Annotated in this window: 18 protein-coding genes; 6 read left to right on the top strand and 12 right to left on the bottom strand. The window is 71.0% G+C overall.

Annotation, left to right across the window (positions count from 1 at the left end; all coding sequences use genetic code 11):
• Positions 1-33 precede the first annotated feature (33 nt).
• Together IE275_RS35700 and ppdK are read right to left on the bottom strand one after the other, a co-directional pair.
• Positions 34-1,248 carry a globin domain-containing protein gene (locus tag IE275_RS35700; protein ID WP_189716800.1) on the bottom strand — a complete coding sequence of 405 codons (1,215 nt, stop codon included), beginning with the start codon at positions 1,246-1,248 and terminating at the stop codon, positions 34-36.
• Positions 1,249-1,505: 257 nt separating this feature from the next.
• A complete protein-coding gene (gene ppdK / locus IE275_RS35695) occupies positions 1,506-4,223 on the bottom strand; it encodes a pyruvate, phosphate dikinase (RefSeq protein WP_189716799.1) in 2,718 nt (905 codons plus the stop codon).
• Positions 4,224-4,454: 231 nt separating this feature from the next.
• Between ppdK and IE275_RS35690 the strand changes: the two genes are divergently transcribed.
• Complete coding sequence (locus IE275_RS35690; protein WP_189716798.1) at positions 4,455-5,204, top strand: CBS domain-containing protein; 750 nt, start codon at positions 4,455-4,457, stop codon at positions 5,202-5,204.
• A 102-nt stretch (positions 5,205-5,306) separates the two neighbouring features.
• Here IE275_RS35690 and IE275_RS35685 read toward each other — a convergent pair whose 3' ends face one another.
• A complete protein-coding gene (locus IE275_RS35685; protein ID WP_189716797.1) occupies positions 5,307-6,302 on the bottom strand; it encodes an Acg family FMN-binding oxidoreductase in 996 nt (331 codons plus the stop codon).
• A 221-nt stretch (positions 6,303-6,523) separates the two neighbouring features.
• On the bottom strand, positions 6,524-7,189 hold the full coding sequence (locus IE275_RS35680) for a DUF4389 domain-containing protein (protein ID WP_189716796.1): 666 nt from the start codon (positions 7,187-7,189) through the stop codon (positions 6,524-6,526).
• A gap of 509 nt (positions 7,190-7,698) precedes the next feature.
• Here IE275_RS35680 and IE275_RS35675 point away from each other — a divergent pair.
• Positions 7,699-8,619 carry a universal stress protein gene (locus IE275_RS35675; RefSeq protein ID WP_189716795.1) on the top strand — a complete coding sequence of 307 codons (921 nt, stop codon included), beginning with the start codon at positions 7,699-7,701 and terminating at the stop codon, positions 8,617-8,619.
• 181 nt (positions 8,620-8,800) lie between these two features.
• Here the strand turns inward: IE275_RS35675 and IE275_RS35670 are convergent, their stop codons facing one another.
• The gene (locus IE275_RS35670; RefSeq protein WP_189716794.1) at positions 8,801-9,499 is read right to left on the bottom strand and encodes a CBS domain-containing protein; all 699 of its coding nucleotides are present in this window, start codon (positions 9,497-9,499) and stop codon (positions 8,801-8,803) included.
• A 547-nt stretch (positions 9,500-10,046) separates the two neighbouring features.
• Between IE275_RS35670 and IE275_RS35665 the strand changes: the two genes are divergently transcribed.
• The 3 genes from IE275_RS35665 to IE275_RS35655 all read left to right on the top strand — a co-directional run bounded on the left by IE275_RS35665 (position 10,047) and on the right by IE275_RS35655 (position 14,441).
• Positions 10,047-10,811, top strand: a complete 765-nt coding sequence (locus IE275_RS35665) for a hypothetical protein (protein ID WP_189716793.1) — start codon at positions 10,047-10,049, stop codon at positions 10,809-10,811.
• A gap of 173 nt (positions 10,812-10,984) precedes the next feature.
• A complete protein-coding gene (locus IE275_RS35660; protein ID WP_189716792.1) occupies positions 10,985-13,309 on the top strand; it encodes a serine/threonine-protein kinase in 2,325 nt (774 codons plus the stop codon).
• A 151-nt stretch (positions 13,310-13,460) separates the two neighbouring features.
• Complete coding sequence (locus IE275_RS35655) at positions 13,461-14,441, top strand: threonine ammonia-lyase (RefSeq protein WP_189716791.1); 981 nt, start codon at positions 13,461-13,463, stop codon at positions 14,439-14,441.
• Between the two features lie 60 nt (positions 14,442-14,501).
• On the opposite strand, the gene IE275_RS35650 is transcribed toward IE275_RS35655, so the two are convergent.
• The 5 genes from IE275_RS35650 to IE275_RS35630 form a co-directional block, all read right to left on the bottom strand.
• Positions 14,502-15,203 (bottom strand): 2-phosphosulfolactate phosphatase, encoded by a 702-nt coding sequence (locus tag IE275_RS35650; RefSeq protein WP_189716790.1) that lies wholly within the window; start codon positions 15,201-15,203, stop codon positions 14,502-14,504.
• Between the two features lie 85 nt (positions 15,204-15,288).
• Complete coding sequence (locus IE275_RS35645) at positions 15,289-15,549, bottom strand: hypothetical protein (protein ID WP_189716789.1); 261 nt, start codon at positions 15,547-15,549, stop codon at positions 15,289-15,291.
• Between the two features lie 249 nt (positions 15,550-15,798).
• On the bottom strand, positions 15,799-16,608 hold the full coding sequence (locus tag IE275_RS35640) for a hypothetical protein (RefSeq protein WP_229870941.1): 810 nt from the start codon (positions 16,606-16,608) through the stop codon (positions 15,799-15,801).
• Positions 16,609-16,824: 216 nt separating this feature from the next.
• Positions 16,825-18,867, bottom strand: coding sequence for a DUF11 domain-containing protein (locus tag IE275_RS35635; RefSeq protein WP_189716788.1), 2,043 nt, complete (start codon positions 18,865-18,867; stop codon positions 16,825-16,827).
• Positions 18,868-19,107: 240 nt separating this feature from the next.
• Positions 19,108-19,824, bottom strand: coding sequence for a TetR/AcrR family transcriptional regulator (locus tag IE275_RS35630; RefSeq protein WP_189716787.1), 717 nt, complete (start codon positions 19,822-19,824; stop codon positions 19,108-19,110).
• A gap of 105 nt (positions 19,825-19,929) precedes the next feature.
• On the opposite strand from IE275_RS35630, the gene IE275_RS35625 reads away from it, so the two are divergent.
• Positions 19,930-21,114, top strand: a complete 1,185-nt coding sequence (locus IE275_RS35625; RefSeq protein WP_189716786.1) for an FAD-dependent monooxygenase — start codon at positions 19,930-19,932, stop codon at positions 21,112-21,114.
• Here IE275_RS35625 and IE275_RS35620 read toward each other — a convergent pair.
• Entirely contained in the window at positions 21,108-23,786 is a 2,679-nt protein-coding gene (locus IE275_RS35620; protein WP_229870938.1) for a SpoIIE family protein phosphatase, read from the bottom strand. The two genes, IE275_RS35625 and IE275_RS35620, sit on opposite strands and share 7 nt — an antisense overlap.
• A 245-nt stretch (positions 23,787-24,031) precedes the next feature.
• Positions 24,032-25,150 carry a PP2C family protein-serine/threonine phosphatase gene (locus IE275_RS35615; protein ID WP_189716785.1) on the bottom strand — a complete coding sequence of 373 codons (1,119 nt, stop codon included), beginning with the start codon at positions 25,148-25,150 and terminating at the stop codon, positions 24,032-24,034.
• Positions 25,151-25,361: the final 211 nt, after the last annotated feature.

Genomic DNA, 25,361 nt, shown 5'->3' with positions numbered 1-25,361 from the left:
GGCTGTGGCGGCCCCGGCCCCGGCCGGCGCGGCTCAGGCCACCGTGTCGGGGAGCCACAGGTCGGGTCCGAAGACCTCGTAGCGGATGTGCCGGGCGGAAACCCCGGCGCCCAGCAGCTGTCGGCGCGCCTCGCGCATGAAGGGGAGCGGGCCGCACAGGAACACCGTGGCGTGGTCCGGGAGTTCGGTGTCGCTCAGGTTCATCAGGCCGGTGTGGGCCTCGGGTTCCTCCGCTCCGGGGTGCTCGTACCACAAGACGGCGCGGGCGCCCGGCAGTTGCCCGACGAGGTCGTGTGTCTCGGCACGCAAGGCGTGCTCGGCGGGGGATCGGTCGGCGTGCAGGACCAGTACCGGGCGGATCGAACCGAGGGCGGCGAGATGGGCCAGGATGCCGGTCATGGGGGTGCAGCCGATGCCCGCCGAGACCAGCACGAGCGGGGACGTGGCGTCGATCGGGTCGTCGAGGAAGACGTCACCGAACGGCGCGGACAGCATCAGTTCGTCCCCCTCCCGGACCTGGTCGTGCAGCAGTGTGGAGACCTCGCCGTCCGGTCCGGCCGCGTCACCGGCGACCCGCTTCACGGTGATCCGGCGCAGCCGGCCGCCCGGGTCCGAGGACAGGCTGTACTGGCGCAGCTGGTGGACCCCGTCGGCCATGCGCACGCGGACGCTCACGTACTGGCCGGCCCGCGCCCGTGGGGCTGGTTCGCCGTCCGCCGGGCGGAGCAGGAAGGACACGACGTCGGGGGTCTCGGTGCGGCGTTCGACGACCGTCCAGGGCCGCCGGCTCCCGCCGGGCCGGACGCCCGCGTCCTGGTAGAGGAGGGCCTCCCGGCTGATCAGGGCGCCCGCCATCAGCCAGTAGACCTCGTCCCAGGCGGCGGCCACCTCCGGGGTGACGGCGTCGCCGAGGACCTCGGCCATCGCGCCGAACAGGTACTTGTGGACGATCGTGTACTGGTCGTCGGTGACGCCTACGGCGGCGTGCTTGTGGGCGATCCGGGACAGCAGCGCGTCCGGCCGCGCGTCGGGGTTCTCCAGCAGCGCGCCGGCGAATCCGGCGATCGAGCCCGCCAGCGCGCGGCGTTGGGCGCCGCTGGCCTGGTTGCCGCGGTTGAACATCCCGTCGAGCAGCTCCGGGCGGTCCTGGAACATCGTGGCGTAGAAGCGGGCGGTGATCTCGTCGAGCGCTCCGGCCACGGCGGGCAGGGTGGCTCGTACGAGGGCGGCGGACTCTGCGGACAGCATGGAGAACCTCCCGGGCAGGGCGGACGAAGGCGAAAGAGGAAGGGAGCCGCATCGCTGCGGGGCGGCTGTCCTCTGTCTAGCAGCCACCGGACCTGATGTCGGACCGGTTCGACGCCGGTGGGCCGAAGTGGGGCCGAAGGGCCCCCTCACATGGGGCGTGTCGGCCCCACCGGGTCCCCTCGGCCGGAGCCGGACGGCACCGGGACGGTGCCCCCTCGGCCCCGGATCGTCCGCGGGCCCGGCCTCGATGCGAGGCTTCAGGCTCCCTTCGGCACCTCGGAGGGAGCAGGCGCCGAGCGTTCACTCGTCCCCGCTTCGAGGAGCGCGGCTCGTCCGGCCTCCAGGCGTGCGACCGGGACGCGGAACGGCGAGCAGGAGACGTAGTCCAGTCCGGCCGTGTGGAAGAAGTGGACGGATTCGGGGTCTCCGCCGTGCTCGCCGCAGACGCCGATCTTCAGGTCGGGTCGTGCGGTGCGGCCCTCGTCGACCGCGAGGCGGACCAGCCGGCCCACTCCGTCACGGTCCAGGGTCTCGAAGGGCGAGGTGGCGAAGATGCCCTTGTCGAGGTAGGCGGAGAAGAAGGCCGCCTCGACGTCGTCGCGGGAGAAGCCCCAGGTGGTCTGGGTGAGGTCGTTGGTGCCGAAGGAGAAGAACTCGGCCTCCTCCGCGATCCGGCCGGCCGTGAGCGCGGCCCGGGGCAGCTCGATCATGGTGCCGACCGGGCAGTGCACCGGCACTCCGGACTCCTTCGAGACGGCGGCGAGGACGCGTTCCACCTCCTGGCGTTCGATGCGCAGTTCCTCGACGGCGCCGACCAGCGGCACCATGATCTCCGCCTCGGGGGAGCCCCCGGCCCTCGTGCGTTCCACGACCGCCTCGGCGATCGCCCGCACCTGCATGGCCACCAGCCCGGGAACGACCAGCCCCAGCCGGACGCCCCGCAACCCGAGCATCGGGTTCTCCTCGTGCATGCGGTTGACGGCGGCGAGCAGCTCGGTGTCGTGCGGGTCGGGCACGGTGTCCCGGGCCTCGGCGGTGGCGATGCGCACGGCGAGGTCGGTGCGGTCCGGCAGGAACTCGTGCAGGGGAGGGTCGATGAGCCGGATCGTCACCGGCAGACCGTCCATCGCCTCCAGGATGCCGATGAAGTCCTGCCGCTGGAGCGGCAGCAGCGCGTCGAGCGCCTCCTCGCGCTCGCCGTCGTCGCCGGCCAGGATCATCGCCTCGACCAGCTTGCGGCGCTCGCCGAGAAACATGTGCTCGGTGCGGCACAGCCCGACACCCTGTGCGCCGAACCGCCGTGCGCGGGCGGCGTCCTCGGGCGTGTCGGCATTCGCCCGCACCTGAAGCCGTCGCACGCCGTCGGCCCGGTCCATGGCCCGGGCGACGGCCTCGACCAGCCCGGCCGACCGTTCGCCCTGCTCGAAGTAGCGCATGACCGCGGAGTCGACGAGCGGAGCGGCGCCCAGGTACACGGCGCCCTGCGAACCGTCGACGGAGACGATCGTGCCCTCCTCGACGACGGTGTCGCCCACGGTGAAGCGCCGCGCCCCGGTGTCCACGGCGAGTTCCTCGGCACCGCACACGCACACCCTGCCCATGCCACGGGCGACCACGGCCGCGTGGCTGGTCTTGCCGCCGCGGCTGGTCAGTACCGCCTGCGCGGCGATCATGCCCGGCAGGTCGTCGGGGGTGGTCTCCTGGCGCACGAGGACGACCTTCTCGCCCGCGGCGGCCCGGCGGACGGCTTCGGCCGAGTCGAACACCGCCGCGCCCACGGCCGCACCCGGCGAGGCCGGGAGACCGTGCGCGAGCGCCTCGCCGACGGCCGAGGTGTCGAAGCGGGGGAACATCAGCCGGGCGAGGCCGTTCCCGTCGACGCGGGCCAGGCCCTCGTCGGGGGTGATCAGATCCTCGTCGGCCAGTTCGGCGGCGATGGCGAACGCGGCCTCGGCGGTGCGCTTGCCCACCCGGGTCTGGAGCATCCACAGCCGGCCGCGCTCGATGGTGAACTCGATGTCGCACAGATCGCGGTAGTGGGTCTCCAACGTCCGCATGTGCTCGAGGAGTTGCGTGTACGAGGTCGGGTCCAGCTCCTCCAGGTCGGTCAGCGGGACGGTGTTGCGGATGCCGGCGACGACGTCCTCGCCCTGGGCGTTCGCGAGGTAGTCGCCGTACAGGCCGGGCCGGCCCGTGGCCGGGTCGCGGGTGAAGGCGACGCCGCTGCCGGAGTCGGGGCCGAGGTTGCCGAAGACCATGGTCTGCACGTTGACGGCGGTGCCCAGGTCGTCCGGGATGTGCTCGCGCCGTCGGTAGACCCGGGCGCGCTCGCCGTTCCAGGACTCGAACACGGCGAGGACGGCCCGGCGCAACTGCTCGTCCGGGGACTGCGGGAAGTCCTCACCCGTCTCCCGGCGGATCAGCTCCTTGTACGTCCCGACGAGCCCGGCCAGGTCCGCCGCGGTCAGGCCCAGGTCGTTCGCCGCGCCCCGCTCCCGCTTGAGGTGGGCCAAGGCGTGCTCGAAGAGGGCACCGTCGACACCCATGACCGTACTGCCGAACATCTGTACGAGTCGACGGTAGGAGTCCCAGGCGAAGCGCTCGTTCCCCGAGACCTTCGCCAGGCCGAGGACGGAGTCGTCGTCGAGGCCGACGTCGAGGATCGTCTCCATCATGCCGGGCATGGAGAACCTGGCGCCGGAGCGGACGGACAGCAGCAGCGGGTCGTCGGGCCGCCCCAGCCGCCGTCCCGCGGCCTGCTCCAGGACGGTCAGGTGCTCAGCGATCTCGCGGGCCAGGCCGTCCGGCTCCGCGCCGGTGGCGAGGAAGGCCCGGCAGGCCTCGGTGGTGACGGTGAAACCCGGCGGGACCGGCAGGCCCAGCCGGGTCATCTCGGCCAGGTTCGCGCCCTTGCCGCCGAGCAGGCCGGCCAGGTCACGGCCGCCCTCCGCGAAGTCGTACACGTAACGGACCATGACCGGTCCCCTCCGTCGGTTTGCGGGCTGCCTACAGCTCCAGCATCGGACCGTATGGACCGAAGTGGCATGTGCAGGCGGTCCCCGGCCGGTGCACGGGCGCCGGATCGTCGCCGCGCGCAGAGCCCTTCGGGCCGGGATCAGGGCCGCCCGGCCCATGTCCGGGCGGGCGCGGCGGCGGAGGCTGGAGGAGGAGCAAGCAGAACGGCATCCGAGCACCTGGAGGACGCCATGCCGGGCACGCCCTACCTCGTGAGTGATGTGATGACCCGCACCGTGGTCGCCCTTCGCGCGGGAGCGGCCTTCAAGGACATCGCGAAGACCATGCGGCGCTGGAAGGTCAGCGCCCTCCCCGTGCTGGACGGCGGCCACCATGTCATCGGCGTGGTGTCCGAGGCCGACCTGCTGCCCAAGGAGATGCTCCGGGACGGCCAGCCGGACCCGGACGTGCGACCGGGCGGCCCTTCCGGCCCCACCAAGGCCGAGGCGGTGACCGCCGAGGAGCTGATGACCGCTCCGGCGGTCACCGTGCGCGCCGACGACACCGTCGCCCGGGCCGCACGCATCATGGCGCGGCGCAACCTCAAGGGGCTGCCGGTCGTCGACGAAGCGGGCGGGCTGCAGGGCATCGTCAGCCGCACCGACCTGCTCAAGGTGTTCCTGCGGGACGACGCCGACATCGCCGAGGAGGTACGCAGGGACGTCGTCGCGCACGTCTTCGCCGCTCCCGTCGAGCCCATCGGGGTCGAGCCCATCGGGGTGGAGGTGCGCGACGGAGTCGTGACGCTCACCGGCCGGATACGGGACACGTCGCTCGTCCCCGTCCTCACCCGTCTGGTGCGCGCGGTGGAAGGCGTGGTGGACGTGGACTGCGTGTTGTCCGGGCCACCCCGTCACCCGGATCTCGACCCGGACCTTCCCGACGACGCGCCCGACGACGCGCCACGGGAACGGGCCGGGGGCCCGGGGACCGTGGTGTGACCACGAGGGCACTTCAGGAGGGTGGGACCTGGCACCCCGGCCCGGCGCCGCAGGAGGCCGTACGGGCCGCGGAGCGCCACCGCGCCGGGCCGATCAGGCGGCTCACTCGATGTCGAGCACCTCGTCCACCGGGCGCCGTGGCGTTCCGGGACCCGAGGGACCGTACCCGAGCCGGAGGACCATCTGGGCGAATCCCATCGCCGACTGCGGGTCGCGCACGGTCCAGCGGAGTTCGGGCCGTTCGAGGGCCTGGGAGGTGAGCGAGGTGGCGAGGCCGTCGAGCGTGGCCTGGAGCAGCACGCGTTCCATCGCCTGGCCCGCCCGCAGCCAGTCCTTCGGCCGGTCGCCGGGAGTGCCCAGTACGGCGAGCTGGGGCGTGCCCTCGAACACGGCGGTCCCGCGGCCGGGCACGGATTGCTGGCCGGCGAAGTCACGCACGGGTGCGCTGCCGTGGCGCCCGCGCGGGCCGAACGCGTAGTCCGGTACCCCGTCCCTCGCCGCATCCGCCGCTCCCGCGCCCACGCGGGTCCAGTTCCTCAGTTCCTCGGCGGCGGCGGGCTCCGTGGCATCGCGTCCCTCGGCGTCGCCGACCAGGTCCAGAACGGTCTGCACATGCCATGCGTCGGGAAAGACCAGCCGCGCTCCCTCGATGAGGGCGGCACCGCTCAGGGCGTCCTTGACGGCCCGGGGTATTTCCTCGTCGGTGAAGGGCTGACGGCTGGTGTGTCGGCGGTGGATCGCCGGGTACAGCGGGGCGAGGTCGTTCTCCGGAGCCGTGGCGCCGGCCAGCGCTACCTCGGCGAGCAGCCGCGGGTCCGCGGGATCGGGCAGCAGCCGGGTGACGGGCTCCCAGCCCGCGTGAGCGGCGGCGACGCGCAGGTTGAACAGGGCGGCGGCACAGCCCAGATGAAGCGCGCGGGTGGTGGGGTCGGCGTGCGGCATGGCACGGTCGAGGTCCGCGTACACCTGGAAGACGCTGTCACTGGGGCGGAAGAGGAACTTCCACGGCTGGGCGTTGTGCATGGAGGGGGCGGCCGTCGCGTCTTCGACCAGGGCCGTGACGATCTCCCGAGAGAGCTTGACTCCTGTCTCTTGCATGACTTCCGTCCGTTCGGCGAGCAGCTGCGCCGGAGCGGGCCGGGGCGCTCGCCTCGGGCCCGTGATACCGGCCCTTCCCCCTCACTGTCGCCCCGTGCTCGCCGCCCGTCATGGGCCGAAAGGGACAAAGCGCCGGGTCGTTGGTCCCTTCCAGAGCGCTTTGCTCCGCAGGCCCGGTCCACACCGGTCGACCAATGCCCGGTACAGGTCTGATACGGCGGTCACCGCATCCGCAGTGCGTCGTCCGGTTCGGTGCCGCCCATGTCGAGCCGGAACGGCGGATAGGCGTCCGTCATCAGGGCGGCGTAGGCGGCGACCCGCAGTACCCATCGGTTCAGGCCCGTGACCAGGTCGAACAGATCACGGGGGTACTTCCCGGTGAAGGCCAGGACCACGGCGGCGAACAGCACCAGCACGGAGATCAGTCCGCCGCTCCACCAGCCGAAGTGCCGGCCGCCGACGAAGAAGCCCAGGACGATGTACTGCGGGATGACCAGCAGCCACCACTTCACCAGGACCAGGCCGCGGGAGAGCCGCTCGGGGTAGGCGATGTCCAGCCGCGCGGGGTAGTCGGGCTCCTCACCGAGGCTGAACGGCGGGTACCGGTCGGTGGCCAGGGCGCCGTACGAGTAGTACGTGACCCGCCAGCTCCAGCGCAGTACGCCCACGTTGAAGTCGAACAGGGCGCGCGGGTAGCGCTCGGTGAACAGGATCGCGAAGAACGCGATGACGCTCACCACGCTGAAGGCGATCCACAGGAAGAACAGCACCACACAGTGCGGGATGATCAGGATCCACTTCACCAGCCACAGCCACCGGGACAGTGGTGCGTCGAGCCGCGCGGTGACCCGGACCGGACGTTCCGACGGGCCTGCCATCGAGGTCATGGCGATCAACTCCAACTCCACTCACGTGGCCGGTCCGGCGCGGGACGTGATCCCGAGGGCAGGGGCAGGCGCCCGGAGATCTCCTGTCGGACGGCGCTGCGCCCGCGGAGGAAGACACGGAGCAGGTCGCCCCGGCCTGAACAGGCCTGATCCGGCCGACGAGCCTCTCGGGCCCCTCCAGCACGGGCAGCACAGAACTCCCCCTTCCGATGTCGGGTGCGGTCCTTCTTCCACTGTCCGCCCATCACGCGGCCGCCGCAGGGCCGGGCGGTCCCGACCGCGATCCGACGGGCGGCTTCCGCTGCCGGGCACCGGCCCGCACACCCACTCGCGGCCAGTCGCCGCACCGGCCCGAGCCGAACTCCCGCAGCGCTTCCGGCCGTCACCGACACAGCGTCACCACGCCGCCCCACAGGGCCGATCGGCCCCCCGGAACGGGACCTCGGACCCCTCCTGCCCGACCGCGTGCGGCCCGGAGACTGGCGGTCCGCCCAGGAGGAGGTCCGCACATGCCCGCCATCATCGTCGGTCTCGACGGCTCACCCGCAAGCCTCGCCGCCGCAGACTGGGCCGCCGGCGAAGCGGCACAACGTGAGGTGCCCCTGCGTCTGGTCCACGCCGGCGACCCGCTGCGCCCTCTGTACGCGCCGTTCGCCGGAGTTCCGGCGCCGGCGGCGATCGACGCGCGGCGCGAGTGGGCGGCGTACCTGCTGCACGAGGCGGAATCCCGGCTCACGCAGCGCCACCCCGGCCTGCGGATCACCACCGAGCAGGCCGAGGAGCAGGCCGTCCCGACCCTGCTGACAGCCGCCGCGGACAGCGAAATGCTCGTCCTGGGGTCCCGGGGCCTCGGCACCGTGGCCGGGTTCCTGGTCGGCTCCGTCGCGCTCGCCGTGGTGGCGCGCGCCGAGCGGCCCGTCGTCCTCGTACGGGGCGGTGGGCACGCCGAGGACGAGCACCTGCCCGATGCCGCGGGTACCGGGTCGATCACCACCCCGTACCGCGACGTCGTCCTGGGACTGGACGTCGAGGACCCGGCCGACACCGACACCGTCATCGAGTTCGCGTTCGCGGCTGCCCGGCGCCGCGCGACGGGGCTGCGGGTGGTCCATGGCTGGAACCCGGCGGCCACGTACGGCTACGGCGCCGTTCTGGATGCAGGCCTCAACGCCGAACTGGCGGAAGAGACACGGCACGCCCTGAGCGACGTCCTGCGGCCCTGGAAGGACAAGTTTCCCGGGGTGGAGGTCAGGGCGCAGGCCGTGATCGGGGGCGCCGGCCGCCATCTCGTGCACGCCTCGCGGGACGCGGCGCTGGTCGTCGTAGGACGCACGAAGCGCCATGCCTCGCTCGGCGGCCGCATCGGCCCTGTGACCCACGCTGTGCTCCAGCACGCTTCCGCGCCGGTCGCGGTGGTGCCGCACGACTGACCAGCGGCAGAGCGGCAGAGCGGCAGAGCGGCAGAGCGGCAGAGCGGCAGAGCGGCGGCACGGTGGCACGGTGGTGCGGTGGTGCGGCGACGTGGCGGCACACGACGATGCAACCGCGAGGGAGCGCCCGACGGCCGACGGACGGCGGCCGCCGGACATCTGAGACGCTTCTCGACAGACCTCACAATGGGTCACTGAGAGCCGACGCTCCGCTGAGGTGGCAGCGGACGTCCACGACTCCTTCGACAGCCCGGGCCAGGCGTTCCGCGACCGGGGCCAGCCGCGTCCCGTCCACCCATCCCGTGAGGGTGACCACGCCCTCGTCGACCTCCACCTGGATGTGGTCGGCGGACAGCGGGAAGAGACGCTCGACGACCTCGTGGCGTACCTCCTCGGCCAGATCCACGTCGTCCCGGAGGAACACCTTGAGCAGGTCCGAGCGGCTGACGACGCCTTCGAGTCTGCCCTCGGCGTCGATGACGGGCAGCCGCTTGACGGCACGCCGGGCCATGATGCGTGCCGCCTCGGCCAGGGTGGTGCCGCCGTGCACGGTGATCGCAGGGCTGCTCATCAGTTCCTCGGCGGTGAGCGCATCGGCCTTGGCCAGGTCGGCCAGGCTCTGCCGTCGGGCGATGGTGGCCCCGGCCGAGCGAAGCCGGGACGGCGGGAGGTCCGGGTCACTGCCCCGGTACTCCTCCTTGGGCAGCAGGTCCGCCTCCGAGACGACCCCGATCACCCGACCCTCGCCCTCGAGTACGGGCACGGCGCTGACCTGCCACTGGTCCATGAGCTGGACGATGTCCTTGAACGGTGTGTCGCGGCCGACAGCGACGACCGCGCGTGTCATCACGTCGCTCACGACGTGCGGGCTGCTGTGCATGGTCTCCTCCTCGAGGCGATCGGGCGAGGACGGGGAAGCGGGTGGAGCAGAGTGCTTCCGCTCTCATCGTGTGCACGGACACCGCCCGGCACCAAGGGCCGTTCGGACTCCCTGGAGGGGCACTTCGGCCCATGGCCGGGGAGGGTCGCCCGGCGGATCGGCGTGGCCGGCGTATGCGGTGCGCCCGGCAGGGCACGGCAGGGCACGCATGCAGGCACAAGTGTGGGCGTCGATCGCGTCGTTGATAGGTGTCGGGCTGGGCGGAGGTCTGTCCTGCCTTGCCCAGCTCACCACCCAACGGCAGACCCTTCGCAACGAGGACAAGCGGCAGGCCAGGGAACTGGCCGAGGCCCGCCGGGCCGAGCAACTGCAGTTGCTGCGCGAGTTCGTCGAGACGGCCCAGCGAGCCGAGCGGGCCGCTGAGGATCGGGACGCCACTCCTGGACGCGAGCCACGCTCGTCCGGCCATCGTGAACAGCAGGTGACACAGCAAGCTGAGTATCCGTACGGATGTCCGCGGTCCAGGAGACTGCGAATCATGGCCCACGTGACCATTACCTCGTGGACCCGGCCGAGCTCGCCGACGCTGCGCCGACGGCGGGGATCCCGCATCCGCCGCGTTCTGCTCCTACCCCTGAGCGTCGTGCTCATCCTCTCCCTCGCCGCCTGTGGGCGCGCGACCAGTGAGAAGACGGTCCGGGAACTCGCCGCCGGCGCCGAAGCGGTCAAGGCTCGGCAGGAGGCCGAGACCGGCATCCGGGACGTCATCGCCACCTGGGACACCGATACCCCGCTCACCCTCGGCCTGGTCGCCGTGGAAGACGTGTGCGTCGGCGGACAGGCGAAGGAGTGGTTCTTCTCCAGCGGCGACGACCGGTACAAGATTCGCTGCACGATGTACGTCACCGCCTACTTCGGTGCCGAACCCCGCCGCGTGGCCGACACCATCGACGGTGTCCTCACCGCGGGGGACCGCACCGGATCCCCCATCCCCTTCGCGCATGACTTCCACTACGCGCGCAAGGTCGTCGACTACTACCGGGGCAAGTCGGGCGACCCGCAAGGGCCGGGGACCGGCGAACCGACAGAGCTGTTCAGCGCGGGTACGGTCACGCTGGACTGGGACCAGGTGCGCACCGCGAGTCCGCGTGCGGCGATCGAAGAGCCGCGTTCCTGCGCCCCTGAGGACCGGCCGGTTCGGCGCTGTCTGCGTGAGCCCGCCTCCACCGGCGTGGCCGATCTGCGCCGCGATCACGGGATGGTGTTCGAACTCAGCTTCCCTGCCCACGAGTACTTCACGGTGTGGAAGTGACGGCACGCCGAACCGGGCCCGTCCGATGGCGAGATGGCCAGAGGATCGCGTCGGGGTGGGCGGGGCTGAGGTGGTGCACGGCGACCTGGGCAGTGCGGGGGAGGGGTGAGTACGGGATGATGTGGGAGATCTTCGGCAGGATCCGGGGCACGGGGTGGGGCAGGGGGTTGTAGGTGGAGCCGTTCGAGGCGCTGGGAGCGGGGGATCCGGAGCTGGTCGGGCGGTACCGGATCGTGGCGCGGCTGGGTGCGGGCGGCATGGGCCGCGTGTATCTGGGGCGCTCGCCCGGCGGCCGGGCGGTGGCGGTGAAGGTGGTGCGCTCCGAACTGGCCGAGGACGGCGAGTTCCGTCGCCGGTTCGCCCGGGAGGTGGCCGCCGCCCGACGGGTCAACGGGGTGTTCACCGCCGGTGTGGTGGACGCCGACCCGGACGGATCTCCGGCATGGCTCGCGACGGCGTACGTGCCGGGTATCGCGTTGGGCGACGCGGTGACCGTTCACGGACCCTGGTCACAGGGCCCGGTACTGGCGCTCGGCGCCGGCCTCGCCGAGGCGCTGGAGGCGATCCACGCGGCCGACGTGGTCCACCGGGACCTCAAACCGTCGAACATCCTCCTCGCGGCCGACGGACCGAGGGTGATCGATTTCGGCATCTCGGTGGCTCACGAGGCCAGCGCCTTGACCCGGACCGGCATGGTGGTGGGCACGCCGGGGTTCATGTCCCCCGAGCAGCTGACCGGCAAGCCGATCGGGCCCGCGAGCGATGTCTTCTCCCTCGGGGCGGTGCTGGCATTCACCGCAACGGGATCCGGGCCGTTCGGGACCGGCTCGGGACATGCCCTGAGCTTCCGCGTCGTCTACGAGGAACCCGACCTGCACCAACTCCCGCCCGTCCTACGGTCCGTCGTGGCCCACTGCCTGGCCAAGCAACCCGACCGGCGCCCGACGGTGGCGACGTTGCTGGAACAACTGGCGGAGGCGGCCGCCGAGGTGGCGGAGGAGGCCGAGGCCGGCGGGGCGGCCGCCGCAGGGGAGGCCGTCACCCACACACCCACCCAGCCCGGCTGGCTCCCCGCACCGGTCGCCGCGACCCTGCACTCCCGCACCACCACGCACGGGCCCACGATCCCACCGGCACCGGCACCGGCACCGGCACCGGCACCGGCACCGGCTCAGCAACCCGACCCCGACCCCGACCCCGACCCCGCTCCCGTACCGGCCCCGGCACCGACCGAGACGCCCGAGTCCGAGGTACCCGCGGTCGAGCCCTCACCCAAGAGCCCGCAGGACGCCGTAACCGGTGGAGGCCCCGCCGCCTTCCCGACCGGCCCGACCCGTCGTCGGGCCCTGTTCGGCCTCGCCGGGGCCGCCGCCGCGGGACTCGGGTTCGCCGGCTGGAAGCTCAGCGACGACGGCTCCGCCGACAAGGACTCCGAGGCCCCGCCCGGTGCCGGCCGAAGACCGAGCGCATCCCCCAAGCCCACTCCCGCCGCTCCAACAGGCGTGGAGCGGTGGCGATTCGCCACGGGCGGCCTCGTGTACGCCTCGCCGATCGTCGCCGACGGCGTCGTCTACATCGGCAGCGACACCGACGACCTGTACGCGCTGGAGACCGAAACCGGCGTACAGCGATGGAGGTTCACCACCGGTGCCGACGTGAGTTCGGAGCCGAGCGTCGCCGACGGGACGGTCTACGTGGGCAGTGAAGACGGCAACCTGTACGCGGTGGACGCGGGCACCGGCAAGCAGCGGTGGAAATTCCTCACCGGCAAGAGCAGAAGCTCGTCGGCGACCGTCGTCGACGGCGTGGTGTACGTCGGCGGCGGGGGCGACGTCACGATCCGCCTCGGCGGAGGCGGCAACGACTACGAGGACGGCTACGTGTACGCGGTCGACGCCGTCACCGGCGAGCAGCGGTGGAAGTTCACCACCAACAGCCGGGTCGAGGAATCGCCGACCGTTGCCGACGGGTTGGTCTTTGCCTGCGCTCTGAGCGGCACTGTGTACGCGGTGGATGCCGGCACGGGCAGGCAGCGGTGGAAGTTCGTCACCCGCGGCTTGCTGAGCTCGGCCGCGGCGGTCGTCGACGGCGTGGTCTACGTCAGCAGCGAGGACAGCAACCTCTACGCGCTGGATGCCGCGACCGGAAAGCGGCGGTGGAAATTCGCCACCGGAAAGTACGTGAGCGCGCCGACTGTCGTCGAGGGGACGGTCTACGTGGGCGGCGGGGACGGCGACTTGTCCGCCGTGGACGCCGGCACCGGCGAACAGCAATGGAAATCCCGCATCGGCACGGACCCATTCGTCGGCGCGCCGACTGTCGTCGACGGGACGGCCTACGTGGGCAGCGGGGACGGCAGCCTGTACGCCGTGGACGCAGGCACCGGCAAAGAGCAGTGGAAATTCCGCACCGGCAGCCCCGTGTACGCGAAACCGGCCTTCGCCGACGGTGTGGTGTACATCAGCAGCTTGAACGGCGTCCTGTACGCGGTGACGTAGACACCGACCGGCATGAGCCTCCGGGCGGCGGGAGGCAGCCGGCGGCCTCGACTTCTCCAGGTCGAAGCCGAAGGCCCCGAGGCTCGGGCAGCCTGAACTGCCCAGTTGATCCATGGGATGTGAGCCATTGCCCGCGCTACGCTCCTTTGTCGTGCAGAAGACACGCCTCGACACCGCTCGGATCCGGGCGGCCCGCCGGGTGATCGACCCGGTTTTCCTCGACACTCCGCTGTACCGCTGCGAGGCGCTGGAGCCCGGCCTCGGGTGCACGGTGAGCATCAAGCTCGAAACGGCGAACCCGGTGCGCAGCTTCAAAGCCCGAGGCACCGAGTTGGTCGCGAGCCGACTCGCCGAGAGCGGCTCGCGGGACGTGGTGTGCGCCAGCGCGGGCAACCTCGGTCAAGCCCTCGCCTGGTCCGCCGGCGGCCGGGGGCTCGACGTCACCGTCGTGGCATCCCGCTTCGCGACCGTGGCCAAGCTCGACCGCATCCGCGCTCTGGGCGCCAGGCTGGAGCTGGTGGACGGCGACCACGAGACGGCTCGCGAGCGGGCGGCCGCCATCGCGCGGCACGACGGCATCCGGCTGCTCGAAGACAGCCTGGACATCGAGACCTGCGAGGGCGCGGCCACCATCGGCCTGGAACTGGTCGACACCACGCCGTCGTTCGACGCCGTCCTGATCGCACTCGGCGGCGGTGCGCTGGCCACCGGTGTGGGTCACGTGGTGAAGGCCTTGGCGCCCGAGGTGGAGGTGATCTGCGTACAGCCGCTGGGCGCACCGGCGATGACACACTCGTGGCGCGAGCGGCGCGTCGTCACCACCGACTCGACCGACACCATCGCCGACGGCGTCGCCGGCCGGTTTCCCATCCCGGCCGTCCTGGACGACCTCCTCCTGGTCGCCGACGACGCCGTCCTGGTCCAGGAGGCGTCGATCACCGCCGGTATGCGGATGCTCCTCGACCATTCCGGCCTCGTCGTCGAACCGTCGGCCGCACTCGGCATCGCGGCGATCCTCGAAGACCGCGACCGCTTCGCCGGCCGACATGTGGTCACCATCGTGTGCGGCAGCAACGTCGACGTAGACGCCTATCACCGATGGGTCGGTGCGGCTCCCATCCACAAGCCGTGACGGAGCGGTCGGCCCGGTCCGAGCGAGCGATCGACGCGCTCAGCCGGAGCCAGCGGGCGATCAGATCGAAGCCTCGACCGTCAACGACGGCACGGCGCACGGACGGAGGACCATGAGCGAGTCCTCCAAGGTCGCCACCATGGCAAAGGGGAACCGGTCGAGCTCAAGACAGAGCGCGACGTCATCAGGGTGGACTCCTTGACGCACACCTTCTGTCAGCTCGGCTGCGGCGCGCGACTCTTCGGCGCGGCGGAGGAACTCGGCCGCATCCGTCCCGGCCCCGTCGGCTCTCCCGGCGATGTACTGGGCGCACGCCAGATCTTCCTCGGCGTGGCCGTCTTCGCCGGTGACCACGAACGTGACGCCGTCGCACTCACGTGTCCGCAAGAGCCGAGCCGTCGCCTCCGCCACCACGAAGCCGGCACACAGCACCAGCGACGCTTCCTTCACCGCAAGAGCGCCGACGGTCCCCGCCGTGGTCTTCTGCACAACAGTCCGTCCGCTCAGGTCAATGGACCGCAGCAGGCCTGGGGAGTTGACGATGTCGAACCCGGGTGCGGGCGGACCGTCCTTGAGCGCCAACCAATCCGGGTGGCGAGCCTTGAGCGTCAGCGCTTCGTCCAGCGACCCTGCAAGAACGATCTCTTCCGCCCCCTGGGCAAAGGCCCAGGCAGCCACCGTGAAAGCACGCATGACGTCGACCACGACCGCCACGGACGGGACTTCGACCAACTCGGCGATGCCAAGGAAACGAGCGTCCATCCAATCATGATCACGCATGCCCGACCCGAAGCACCCATACGGTGACGCGCATCACCTCGACGCTCTAGCCACGACAGTAGGTCCGTCAGCAGTTCTCGGTGATCACCTGTTCGAGGGTATCGAGAGACAACTCGTCCTCCGTGAGCTGCGCCTTCAGGACCTCCAGCCGCTGCTTGAGGGCTGCGATCGCGGTCTGGTCCGGGTCGGGCCGGCCCTGGAGGTGACTGATTTCGCCTTGAAGGCGGAGGCTTTCGTCTCTGCGGCGTTTGATCTCCTTGCGGGCACTCTGTGCCGCGCGGCGCATCATGGCACAGGGACTCTCGGTTCGTACGGCCTCGGTTGCCATCTCGGTACTCCTTGCTCTCCGGCACATCCGTGCGGACCGCGCCGGCGTCACGGGATGCGTTCGTCAGTCCACATATAGGCGCCGGCTGGGAGACCCGCCTGCCGAGAGGGTGCGGGAGAGTGAGCACCGAGCCGAGTCACAGGGCGAGGAGGGCTCCCGTCCCCGCACACGGCCTCATGACCTGGTGAGTCCGTGGGCCGTCCGCTCGTCCGTCCGATTCTCCGTCCGTTCGTCCGTTCGGCCGTTGGTTCAAGGCCGGGACGGCGGCCTGGGGCTCGGCGGCACCACCAGGTCGGAGAGCGGGGAGTCGGCGGCGTCTGGCTCCTGCGGTCGCATGAGGTCGAGGTCGTCGCCCCATGCGTCCAGCACTTCGCCGTGTCCGGCTTCTCGGGCCGAGGCCTCGACGAGAGAGAAGAGGTGTCGTTGCAGGGTCACGTCACCCGTGGCCGAGATGCGGTCCACGGCACGGAGCAGAACGTCGGAGTCCCAGCCCGGCAGCGGGTGCCGGGCGAGTTCCCACTCCAGATACTTGTTGTAGGGGCGGGGACGACGGTCGAGAGCGAAGAGCAGGTCGAGCAGGAACCGCATGCTGTCGGCCGCGTCGAGGCGAGCGGCAAGCGCATGGCCGTCCCGGTGGTTCTTGACGGAGCGGTAGAGGGAGTTGGCGTAGGCGTCGAGCCGTTCGCCGGAGTCCCGGAACGCCTCGTCGGGGTCCAGGCGGCCCCGGTCGGCGAGGATGCGGGCGATGCCTCCGTCGAGCCGGTCGAGCACGATACGGGCGCGGGCGAGGGCGCAGCGTTCCCCGTCGGGGATCCCGGCCCCACGGAACTCGGTGAGCGTGACGACGACCAGGTCGAGCTCGGCGCTGCGGTGGCCGGTGAACCGGGTGAGACCGGTCCTGGCGTCATCGGCGAGGACCACGTACAGGTCGTGGTCGGAGTATGGGGTGATCATGCCGTCGTGGGCTTGGGACCCTTTGAGGACGAGGCCGACGACGGCTGAGTCGGCGGTGGCGAGTTCGACGAAGGCGTCGTAGGTGAGGGGCTGCTGAGCGGTCATGGTGTGGGCTCCGGTGGCGTGATGACGGGTATGCCTGCGGGGGCGTCCCCGCTATGGGGCGCCCCGCACCGTCCGCGGCCGCACGTGGCTGCCGCCTGGAAGATCAACGCACATCGGGACCCTATCGCCCGGCCGGGCCCTGGGGCAGGACGTAGGGGAGACGCTGGGATGCGCGCGGGCCCCGCACGGTGTCGTGCGGGGCCCGGTGTCGTGCGGTCAGGGGCAGCTGAGGCGGGTGTCGCCCGCGTCCGTGGTGCAGGTGTCCGTGTTGAGGCCGCCGTTGGCGGTGTCGTTGCCGGATACGTTGTCGACGGTGTTGAGGTTGTCGCTGCCGGAGTTGCCGATCAGATTGTCGTTGCCGGGGCCCGCGGTGAGGGTGTCGTTGCCGGAGCCGCCGTCGATGCGGTCGTTGCCGTACCCGCCGTGGACGGTGTCGTTGCCGTTGCCCGCGTTGACGGTGTCGTCGCCGCCGAGGGCACAGATGACGTCGTTGCCGCTGGTACCGGTGATGGTGTCGTTCCCGCTGGTGCCGATGCGGGTGCAGCCGCGTGCGTTGTCGACGGTGGTGGTCGCGGTCGCGGTGTTGTTGCCGGAGCCGGGGTCGGCCTGTGCGGCCGTGACCGTGGCCCGGTCGGTGAGGGTGCCGGTGGCGCGTGGTTCGGCGGCGACCGTCACCGTGGCGGTGGTCCCGGGGGCGAGGGTGCCGAGGGAACAGCTCGCGGTGGTGGCGGTGGTGGTGCAGGTGCCCGAACCGGTGGTCGCCGAGACGACCGAGACGGCGACACCGGTGAGTGTGTCGGTCAGGGAGACATTGGTGGCGGAGGTCGTGGTGCTGTTGTTGGTGACCCGCACGGTGTAGGTGGGCCGGTCACCGATGCTGACCGTGGTGGGACCGGACTTCGTCACCGACAGGTCCACGCCGGCGGGTGCCGGAGGGGAGCCGCCGCCCTCGAAGCGGGCCAGGGCGAAGTCGTTGTTCGCTCCGCCCCCGCCGGCGGCGACGATCTTTCCGTCCCTCTGGAGGGCCACGCCATTGGCCGTGTCGCCGCCGCCGAAGTCCGCGGTCGCCAGACCGCCGATGCCGAAGCCGGTGTCCTGGCCGCCGTCGGGGTTGTAGCGCAGAACGGCGAAATTGCCGCCGGGTCCGTTGCTTCCGGCGACGACGATACGACCGTCACTGGGCTGGAGCACCACGTCCGTCGCTGCGCCGCCGGTGGTGATCACCCTGCCGTTGCCGTCGAAGGTCGGGTCCGGGGCGCCGTTGGACAGGTAGCGGGCCAGGGCGAACCTGCCTCCGCTGCCGCCGACAGCGACGATCTTGCCGTCGGGCTGGAGCGTGATCCCTTCCACGGACTCGTAGTCGCCGAAGTCGGTGCGGACGATGCCGTCGCCGTCGAAGCTCGTGTCCACGCCGCCGTCGGCGTTGAAGCGCATCAGCGCGAAGTCGAAGCGGGTCGAGCCGACCTGGCCCCCGACGACGATCTTCCCGTCGGGCTGCAACGCCAGGGCACGTCCGTCACCGCCCTCCTGAAGGACCGGCCCCGCCGGATTCGCGGTCACCGTGCCGTCGCCGCCGAACGTGGTGTCCGGGGTGCCGTTGCCCGTGAGGCGGAGCACCGCCATCCGACCCCCGCTGTAGCCTGCCGCGACGATCCTGCCCACTGGGTCGACGGCCACATCGAGGGCCTCGGTGGGCCCGTCGAAGTCGGCGAAGACCCGGCCGTCGCCGCTGAAGGTGTTGTCCAGCGTCCCGTCGGGGTTGTAGCGGGCCACCACGAACCAGCAGCAGTCCTCGAACTCCCGCCAACTGCTGCCCACGACGACGATTTTCCCGTCGGCCTGGAGGGCCACGGCGTGTGCCTCGCTCCACTGGAGGCTCGGGCCCATGTTGTTGATGGCGGTCGTCACCGTGCCGTCACCGCCGAAGTCGGTGTCCGGGGTGCCGTCGGGATGGTGGCGGGTCAGCGCGAAGCGGCTCTCCGCCACCGACTCGTCGACGGATGCGCCGACAGAGACGATCTTTCCGTCCGGCTGGACCGCCAGGTCGTTGGCGCGATCGTCGGCGGCGATGGAGGTGAGCACCTTGCCGTCACCGCTGAAGGTGGCGTCCAGGCCGCCCGGGGCCGCGGCCGCGGTGCCGGGGAGGGTCAGGACGAGCGCCAGGACACTCGCCGCGACGGCCCCGGCCCGGGCCGGGAAGAACCGGCGGCGGCGATTGCCGTGTCGCTGCCGCGCCGGTCGTACATGTGGGGTGAACATGTGCCACAGCCTTCCGCCGCCCGCACCACGTCCACGGCCACCACGAGTGGCGTTGCACTCACCGGACGCACGAATCCATCCGAGTGGGCGAGCGCGGTCGGCACGGCTCCGCACGCCGTTGTGCGGGGCCACGGCGCGAGACCGGTCCCCGCGCCGGTCGGCCGGCGGGGACCAGTCGCAGCTCCTCACGGCCCACACCACCGTCGACGGGTGCGGTTCCCCGTGCGTCGACGTACGGCGTCATCGAGCGCGTCGGTCGATGAGCACGGCCAAGCCGTCCAGGATGCGCTCCAGGCCGAACTCCCATGCCTGATCCTGCCCGTTGGACCGGGCCGCCGAGGTGAGGGCTGAAGCGAGCGCGGGGAATCGCTCGCCGTGCGCCTGCATCAGGTCGCCGAGGATGGCGCCGAGTTGGGCCTCGGGGTTGCCCGCGGAGCCGGTCGCGCGGGCCTGTTGGGTGATGCCGCGTGCGTGACCGACCAGCAGGACGGCCGCGTCCATCCGCTCCGCACCGGTCAGCCCCGTCCCGTCCAGTGCGCGGACGGCCCGCTCCAGCCAGGACAGTTCCCCGGGCCCCATGACCCGCGGCCCGACGGTGGCCTCCAGCGCCCAGGAGTGTTCGCGAAGGACGGTGATCAGCCGGCGGGCCCAGTCCTCCAGCTGATCCCGCCAGCCGCCACCCGCGTGCTCCGCTGACGGGTAGGGGCCGATTGCGACGTCGACCATGAGCGCGACCAGCTCGGCCTTGCCCGGCACGTATCGGTACAGCGCCATCTTGGTGACGCCGAGTTGCGCGGCGACCCGCTGCATGGAGACGTCGGACAATCCGTCCGAGTCCGCGATCTCGATGCCGGCCCGCGCGATGCGGTCCAGGTCGAGTGTCGGCCTGGGGCCCCGCGCGGGCTTGGGGTGCGGTCCCCACAGGAGTCGCACCGTCTCGGCGTGCTCGTCGCCCACGTTCCCCTCCCCTCCCGTTCTGCCTTGTCGAACCCATCCAACTGTGTCTATGGTACACAGTAATCGTCAGTGTCCAGTGGACACAGTTTCTGGAAAGAGGAGCCCGTGAACAGGACCGTCCTCATCTCCGGCGCGAGCATCGCCGGCCCGGCGCTCGCCTACTGGCTGGGACGCCGCGGCTTCCGCCCCACCGTCGTCGAGCTGGCCCCGGCGCTGCGCGGAGGCGGTCAGGCCGTCGATTTTCGCGGCGAGACACACCTGACCGTGCTGGAGCGCATGGGTCTGCTTCCTGAGCTGCGCCGCATCCAGACCGGCGGCAGCCCGATGCGCTTCGTCGACGAAGGCGGCCGAACGCTGCTGCGGCTGCCCGCCGAGTTCGCAGGCGGCGCGATAGAGGTCCTCCGCGGAGACCTGGCCCGAACGCTGTACGAGCACAGTGCCCCCTACGCCGAGTACATCTTCGGCGACTCGATCACCGGACTCGAGGAGACCTCGTCCGGCGTGCGGGTCGACTTCCGAAGCGGTGCCTCACGCGACTTCGACCTGGTGATCGGAGCGGACGGCCTGCACTCCAACGTCCGCCGGCTCGCCTTCGGGCCGGAGGAGAACTACGTCAGCCACCTCGGCTACTACGCCGCCACCTGGCAACTGTCCAACGACAACCACCCGGGTGTCGACCAGGGCTCGGTCGGCTACAACGTGCCGGGACGGCTCGCCTCCGTCGGTGTCGACCACCGGGACTCGGCGCGGGCCGGGGCGTTCTTCCTCTTCGCCGCGCCCGAGCTGTCCTACGACCGGCACGACCTCGCACAGCAGAAGAAGTTGATCGCCGACGCCTTCGCCGGTCTCGGCTGGCAGGTGCCCCGCCTGCTCGCCTCCCTTGACGACGCGCCCGACCTGTACTTCGACTCGATCAGCCGGGCCGACGTGGACACCTGGTCCACGGGACGAGTGTGCCTTGTCGGCGATGCCGCCTGCGGGGCCACCATCGGCGGTATGGGCACGGGAACCGCGGTGGTTGCCGCCTATGTGCTGGCCGGCGAACTCGCCCGTGCCCAAGGCGAGTACGGGACGGCCTTCACCCGGTACGAGAGCCGGCTCCGGAAGTACGCCACGGGCTGCCAGGCGGGCGGCGACCGTACCGGGAAGTTCCTCGCCCCCGCCACCACCACCGGCATACGCCTGCGCAATGCCCTGCTGTCCCGCCCCATGTTCCTGAACGGCATGCTCAAGCTGGGCGAGAGGGTCAGCAGCACCGTGGAACTGCCCGACCACCCCGCCCTTCACTGATCCGGCAGCGCCTGCTCGGCCCAGATCACCTTGCCCTGGGGGGTGTACCGGGTTCCCCAGCGCTCGGTCAACTGCGACACCAGGAACAGGCCCCGGCCACCTTCGTCGGTCGTCGCGGCGTACCGCAGATGGGGCGAGGTGCTGCTGCCGTCGGCCACCTCGCAGATCAGCACGCGGTCGTGGATCAGCCTCAAGTGGATCGGCTCGCAACCGTAGCGGACGGCGTTGGTGACGAGCTCGCTCAGCACCAGTTCGGTGCTGAAGCTGAGTTCGGACAGGCCCCACTCTTCGAGCTTGTCGCTCGCCGCGGCCCGCACCCCGGCGACGGCGGCCGGATCGGGTGGCACGTTCCACTCGGCGATCCGATCCGGCGGCAGCGCATGGGTCCGGGCGATGAGCAGAGCCACGTCGTCCGCGGGGCGCTCGGGCAGCAGCGATTCCAGCACGGCCTGGCAGCTCTCCTCCGGTGCGCGCTCGGGGTGACCCGCCAGGGCCTTGCGCAGGAGTTCCATTCCTTCGTCGAGGTCACGGGTCCGGTCCTCGATGAGACCGTCGGTGTACAGGACGAGCCGGGAGCCTTCGACGATGTCCAGCTCGGCGGCCTGGAAGGGCATGCCGCCCAGACCCAGCGGCGGACCCGTCGGCAGGTCGGGAAACGTGACGTCTCCGTCAGGATCGACCAGCGCGGGAGCCAGGTGCCCCGCGCGTGCCACCGTGCAGCGGCACGTCACAGGGTCGTACACCGCGTACAGGCAGGTGGCGCCCACCACGGCGGCGGGGCTGTCCGTGCACGCCTCGTCCTGGTCGATACGCCCGACCAGGTCGTCCAGATGGCTCAGCAGCTCATCGGGCGGCAGATCGAGCGCGGAGAAGTTGTGCACGGCGGTCCGCAGCCGGCCCATGGTCGCGGCGGCGTGCAGGCCGTGTCCGACCACGTCACCGACGACCAGCGCCACGCGGCCGCCCGGCAGCGGAATCACATCGAACCAGTCCCCGCTCACCCCCGACTGGGCCGGGAGGTACCGGTAGCCGATGTCGAGGGCGTTCTGCTCGGGCAGGGCTCGCGGCAGCAGGCTGCGCTGGAGGGTGACCGCCAGGGCGTGCTCGCGCGTGTACCGGCGGGCATTGTCGATACTGATCGCGGCACGAGCCACCAGCTCCTCCGCGAGCGCGAGCTCCTCCTCGTCGAAGGGGTCGTGCTCCTTGGAGCGCCAGAAGTTGACCATGCCCAGCACGACACCGCGGGCCTGGATCGGAGCCACGATGAGCGAATGGATGCCGTAGTCCACGATCTGCTCGGTGCGTTCCGGATCCTGCAGATGCCAGCCCGTCGCGGTGGACAGGTCGGTCACCAGTTCCGAGCTGCCGCTGCCGTAGCCGCGTGCCTGGGGCGTGGACGGCAGAAAGTCGATCAACCGGCCCTTCTCGTAGAGCGGTTGGTCGTCGCGGATACCGCATACGGCGACGCGTCGCATACCTTTCGCCGTGGCCGACGGTTCCTCGCCGTGCAGAACGGTGTCGGCCAGGTCCACGGTGACGAAGTCGGCGAAACGGGGGACGGCGATGCGGGCGAGTTCGTCGGCGGTTTCGATCACGTCCAGGGTGGTGCCGACGCCCAGCCCGGCGTCGTAGAGCAGCTTCAGCCGCTCACCTGTGATTTCGGCCCTGCCGGCCACGGCCCGCAGCTCCGTGGAGTCGCGCAGTGTCACCACGGTGCCCTTGGGGCCTCCGCCGCGCCCCGTGGGCCTCTGGTTGACCGCCAGCAGCCGCGACCCGGCCAGGTGCACCTCGTCGGTGGCCTCGCGGCCGGAGCTGAGCAACGACACCATCTCAGGCTCCAGGCTCGACAGCTGGGACACGGGCTTCCCCTCGGCGTCCGAGGGCAGTTCCAGCAGTCGCCTGGCCTCGTCGTTCGCCAGCAGCAGGCGCCCCTCGACGTTGACGATGAGCACCCCTTCGCGCACGGAGTGCAGCACCGCGTCGTGGTGCTCGTACATGCGCGCCATCTCGTTGGGAGCCAGACTGTGAGTCTGGCGCCGCAACCGCCGTCCCACCAGGACGGTGGCGGCGGTGGCCGCGCCCAGTGCGCCGGCCCCGGCGGTCAGGATGATCGGAATCTGCCGGTCCACCAGACTGGTCACGTTCTTGACCTTCAGCCCGGCGGAGACGAGGGCCACGACCTGCTGCTGGTCGTTCCGTATGGGCACGGTCGCCTGGACTTCCCGGCCCAGGGGGCCGTGCACGCTTTCGGTATAGACCTTCCCCGCCAGCGACGGCTGGATCTTTCCCACGAACTGCTTCCCGATCCGGTCCGGCAGCGGATGGGTGTAGCGGATCCCTTTCGTGTCCATCACCACGACGAAGTCGACGCCCGCGGACTTGCGCCCCGCCTCGGTCAGCGGCTGCAGGACCTTCGAGGGATCCGGGGCCTGCAGTGCGGTCAGCACGCCGGGGGAGTGCGCGAAAGTCTGGGCGACGGCTATGGAGCGCCGTTTGGCCTCGGCGTTGGTGTGCCGCTGCGACTGGAGGACTAGGGCGAAGACGGCGAATGCCACGAGCAGCACCACCAGCGCCACCTGGAGAAGGAGTATCTGCCCCGCGACGCTCCGCGCGTTCCTTCGCGCCAGTGACCACAGCGATATGCGTCGAAGTCGGGCAATACGGTCTTCCATCCGGTCTTTCTAGCACGGTCCCTCCGCGCCGTCACGGGTCCTGCCCGCGAACCGTCCCTGCAGGCCGACAATCCGTCGCCTCTGTTGTCACATCGGTCACTTCAGTTACAGATCATCTCCCCATGTGTACGAGGGGAGCGCCGCCGGCGCCTGTGCGGCGACGCTCCCCCGGCCGCTGCTTCCGAGCACGCGCTCGGCGCAGGTCACCTCAGGTGCGGGTCCGGGGCGTCCTGGCCGTTCGCTCTTCAGGACGGCCGCGGCATGCGCTCGATCGCCACCATGGCGGCGTCGTCGCCAAGATGACCGCCGACATGGCGCATCAAGTCCTTGCGCAGGCGTGCGACGAGGGCGTCGGGGCTCTTGTCGGCTTTGGCGGCCACCCGTTCCGCGAGCGGATAGAACATGCCGTCGCCATTGCGGGCCTCGATCACACCGTCCGTGTAGAGAAGCGCGATGTCGCCGTGCTCGAAGGTGAACGCCTCCGCGGTGAGATCGGTCTCCGCGAACGCGGTGAGGCCCAGCGGCGGCGCCGGCTGGTGCACTTCGAGCGCACTGACGCGGCCGCCGCGCACCAGCAGGGGCGGCGGGTGCCCGCAGTTGATCAGGTGCAGGACCGGCTCTTCGTCCGGGATGTCCATCATGGCGGCCGTGGTGAACGCCTCGCCGCGGTCCTCGGCCCCGACGGGAGCCGCAGGGTCGTCCAGGTCCGAGGAGACGGCCCCCTCCAGGAAGGTGACAAGCGCGGACAGATCGGCCTGCCGGTGTGCCGCGCCCCGGAACGCCCCGAGAAGGAGAGCGGCATCCCCGACCGCCTCCAGGCCCTTGCCCCTGACATCGCCGATGACGATCCGGGTTCCCTTCTCCGTGCGGGCGGCGGCGTACAGGTCGCCGCCGATCTGGGCCTCTGATTCGGCGGCCAGGTAGACCGAGGCGATACGCAACGGGCCGATCCGGTGCGGAAGCGGCTTGAGCACCACCTCTTGCGCGGCCGTCGCCACCGAGCGCAGCTGCGTCAGCTCCCTCTCATGGCGTTCCCTCCGGGCGGCGAACGAGGTCGCGAACGCCGACATCAGGATCAGGGTGATCAGCTGAAAGGAGTGGTTCAGATCGACGAGGCTGGTGCGCGCCGCCGCGACGACGGCCTGGGCCAGGACGGCGAGCGCGCCGACGCCCGCGGTCGTCCGGGGCCCGGCGAACGACGCTGTGACAGCGGGTGCGGCGACCAGAAACGGTCCGAGGTGGACATTGGGCGGAGCTAGAACGTCGATCACCGTGACAATCACGATGAGCGCGATCGGCACCGCGAGCAGCGCATGACGCGGCTCCCGCGACAGACGAAGCTCTCTGAGACGTCCACGAACCATATGTTCTGGATACACCGCATCGCGCTGCGGCGCCCGCGCCGGCTGAGGCGGCCCGGCGTCCCGGCGGCCCGAGGGTGTGCGGCGTAGCGTTCACCTTCAATTCATTGCAATGCATGTAGGGGTGATTGTTGCGTTACGTTCAAGTCTGATGCAACGATTTATCGGCTCTGAACTGCATTGATGTCAATCTTGCGCAACGAGTCTGTTGTCA

Origin of the sequence: Streptomyces phaeofaciens (assembly GCF_014648915.1) — a bacterium.
Taxonomy (GTDB): domain Bacteria; phylum Actinomycetota; class Actinomycetes; order Streptomycetales; family Streptomycetaceae; genus Streptomyces; species Streptomyces phaeofaciens.
The sequence above is the reverse complement of the archived record's forward strand: the minus strand, read 5'-3'. Positions and strand labels throughout refer to the sequence as shown.

Coding starts and splice junctions, on each gene's coding strand:
- IE275_RS35615 (WP_189716785.1), bottom strand. CDS start 25,150: ATGGTTCGTGGACGTCTCAGAGAGCTTCGTCTGTCGCGGGAGCCGCGT.
- IE275_RS35635 (WP_189716788.1), bottom strand. CDS start 18,867: ATGTTCACCCCACATGTACGACCGGCGCGGCAGCGACACGGCAATCGC.
- IE275_RS35675 (WP_189716795.1), top strand. CDS start 7,699: ATGCCCGCCATCATCGTCGGTCTCGACGGCTCACCCGCAAGCCTCGCC.
- IE275_RS35620 (WP_229870938.1), bottom strand. CDS start 23,786: ATGGAAGACCGTATTGCCCGACTTCGACGCATATCGCTGTGGTCACTG.
- IE275_RS35690 (WP_189716798.1), top strand. CDS start 4,455: ATGCCGGGCACGCCCTACCTCGTGAGTGATGTGATGACCCGCACCGTG.
- IE275_RS35700 (WP_189716800.1), bottom strand. CDS start 1,248: ATGCTGTCCGCAGAGTCCGCCGCCCTCGTACGAGCCACCCTGCCCGCC.
- IE275_RS35680 (WP_189716796.1), bottom strand. CDS start 7,189: ATGACCTCGATGGCAGGCCCGTCGGAACGTCCGGTCCGGGTCACCGCG.
- IE275_RS35640 (WP_229870941.1), bottom strand. CDS start 16,608: ATGACCGCTCAGCAGCCCCTCACCTACGACGCCTTCGTCGAACTCGCC.
- IE275_RS35670 (WP_189716794.1), bottom strand. CDS start 9,499: ATGCACAGCAGCCCGCACGTCGTGAGCGACGTGATGACACGCGCGGTC.
- IE275_RS35685 (WP_189716797.1), bottom strand. CDS start 6,302: ATGCAAGAGACAGGAGTCAAGCTCTCTCGGGAGATCGTCACGGCCCTG.
- ppdK (WP_189716799.1), bottom strand. CDS start 4,223: ATGGTCCGTTACGTGTACGACTTCGCGGAGGGCGGCCGTGACCTGGCC.
- IE275_RS35645 (WP_189716789.1), bottom strand. CDS start 15,549: ATGGCAACCGAGGCCGTACGAACCGAGAGTCCCTGTGCCATGATGCGC.
- IE275_RS35650 (WP_189716790.1), bottom strand. CDS start 15,203: ATGGACGCTCGTTTCCTTGGCATCGCCGAGTTGGTCGAAGTCCCGTCC.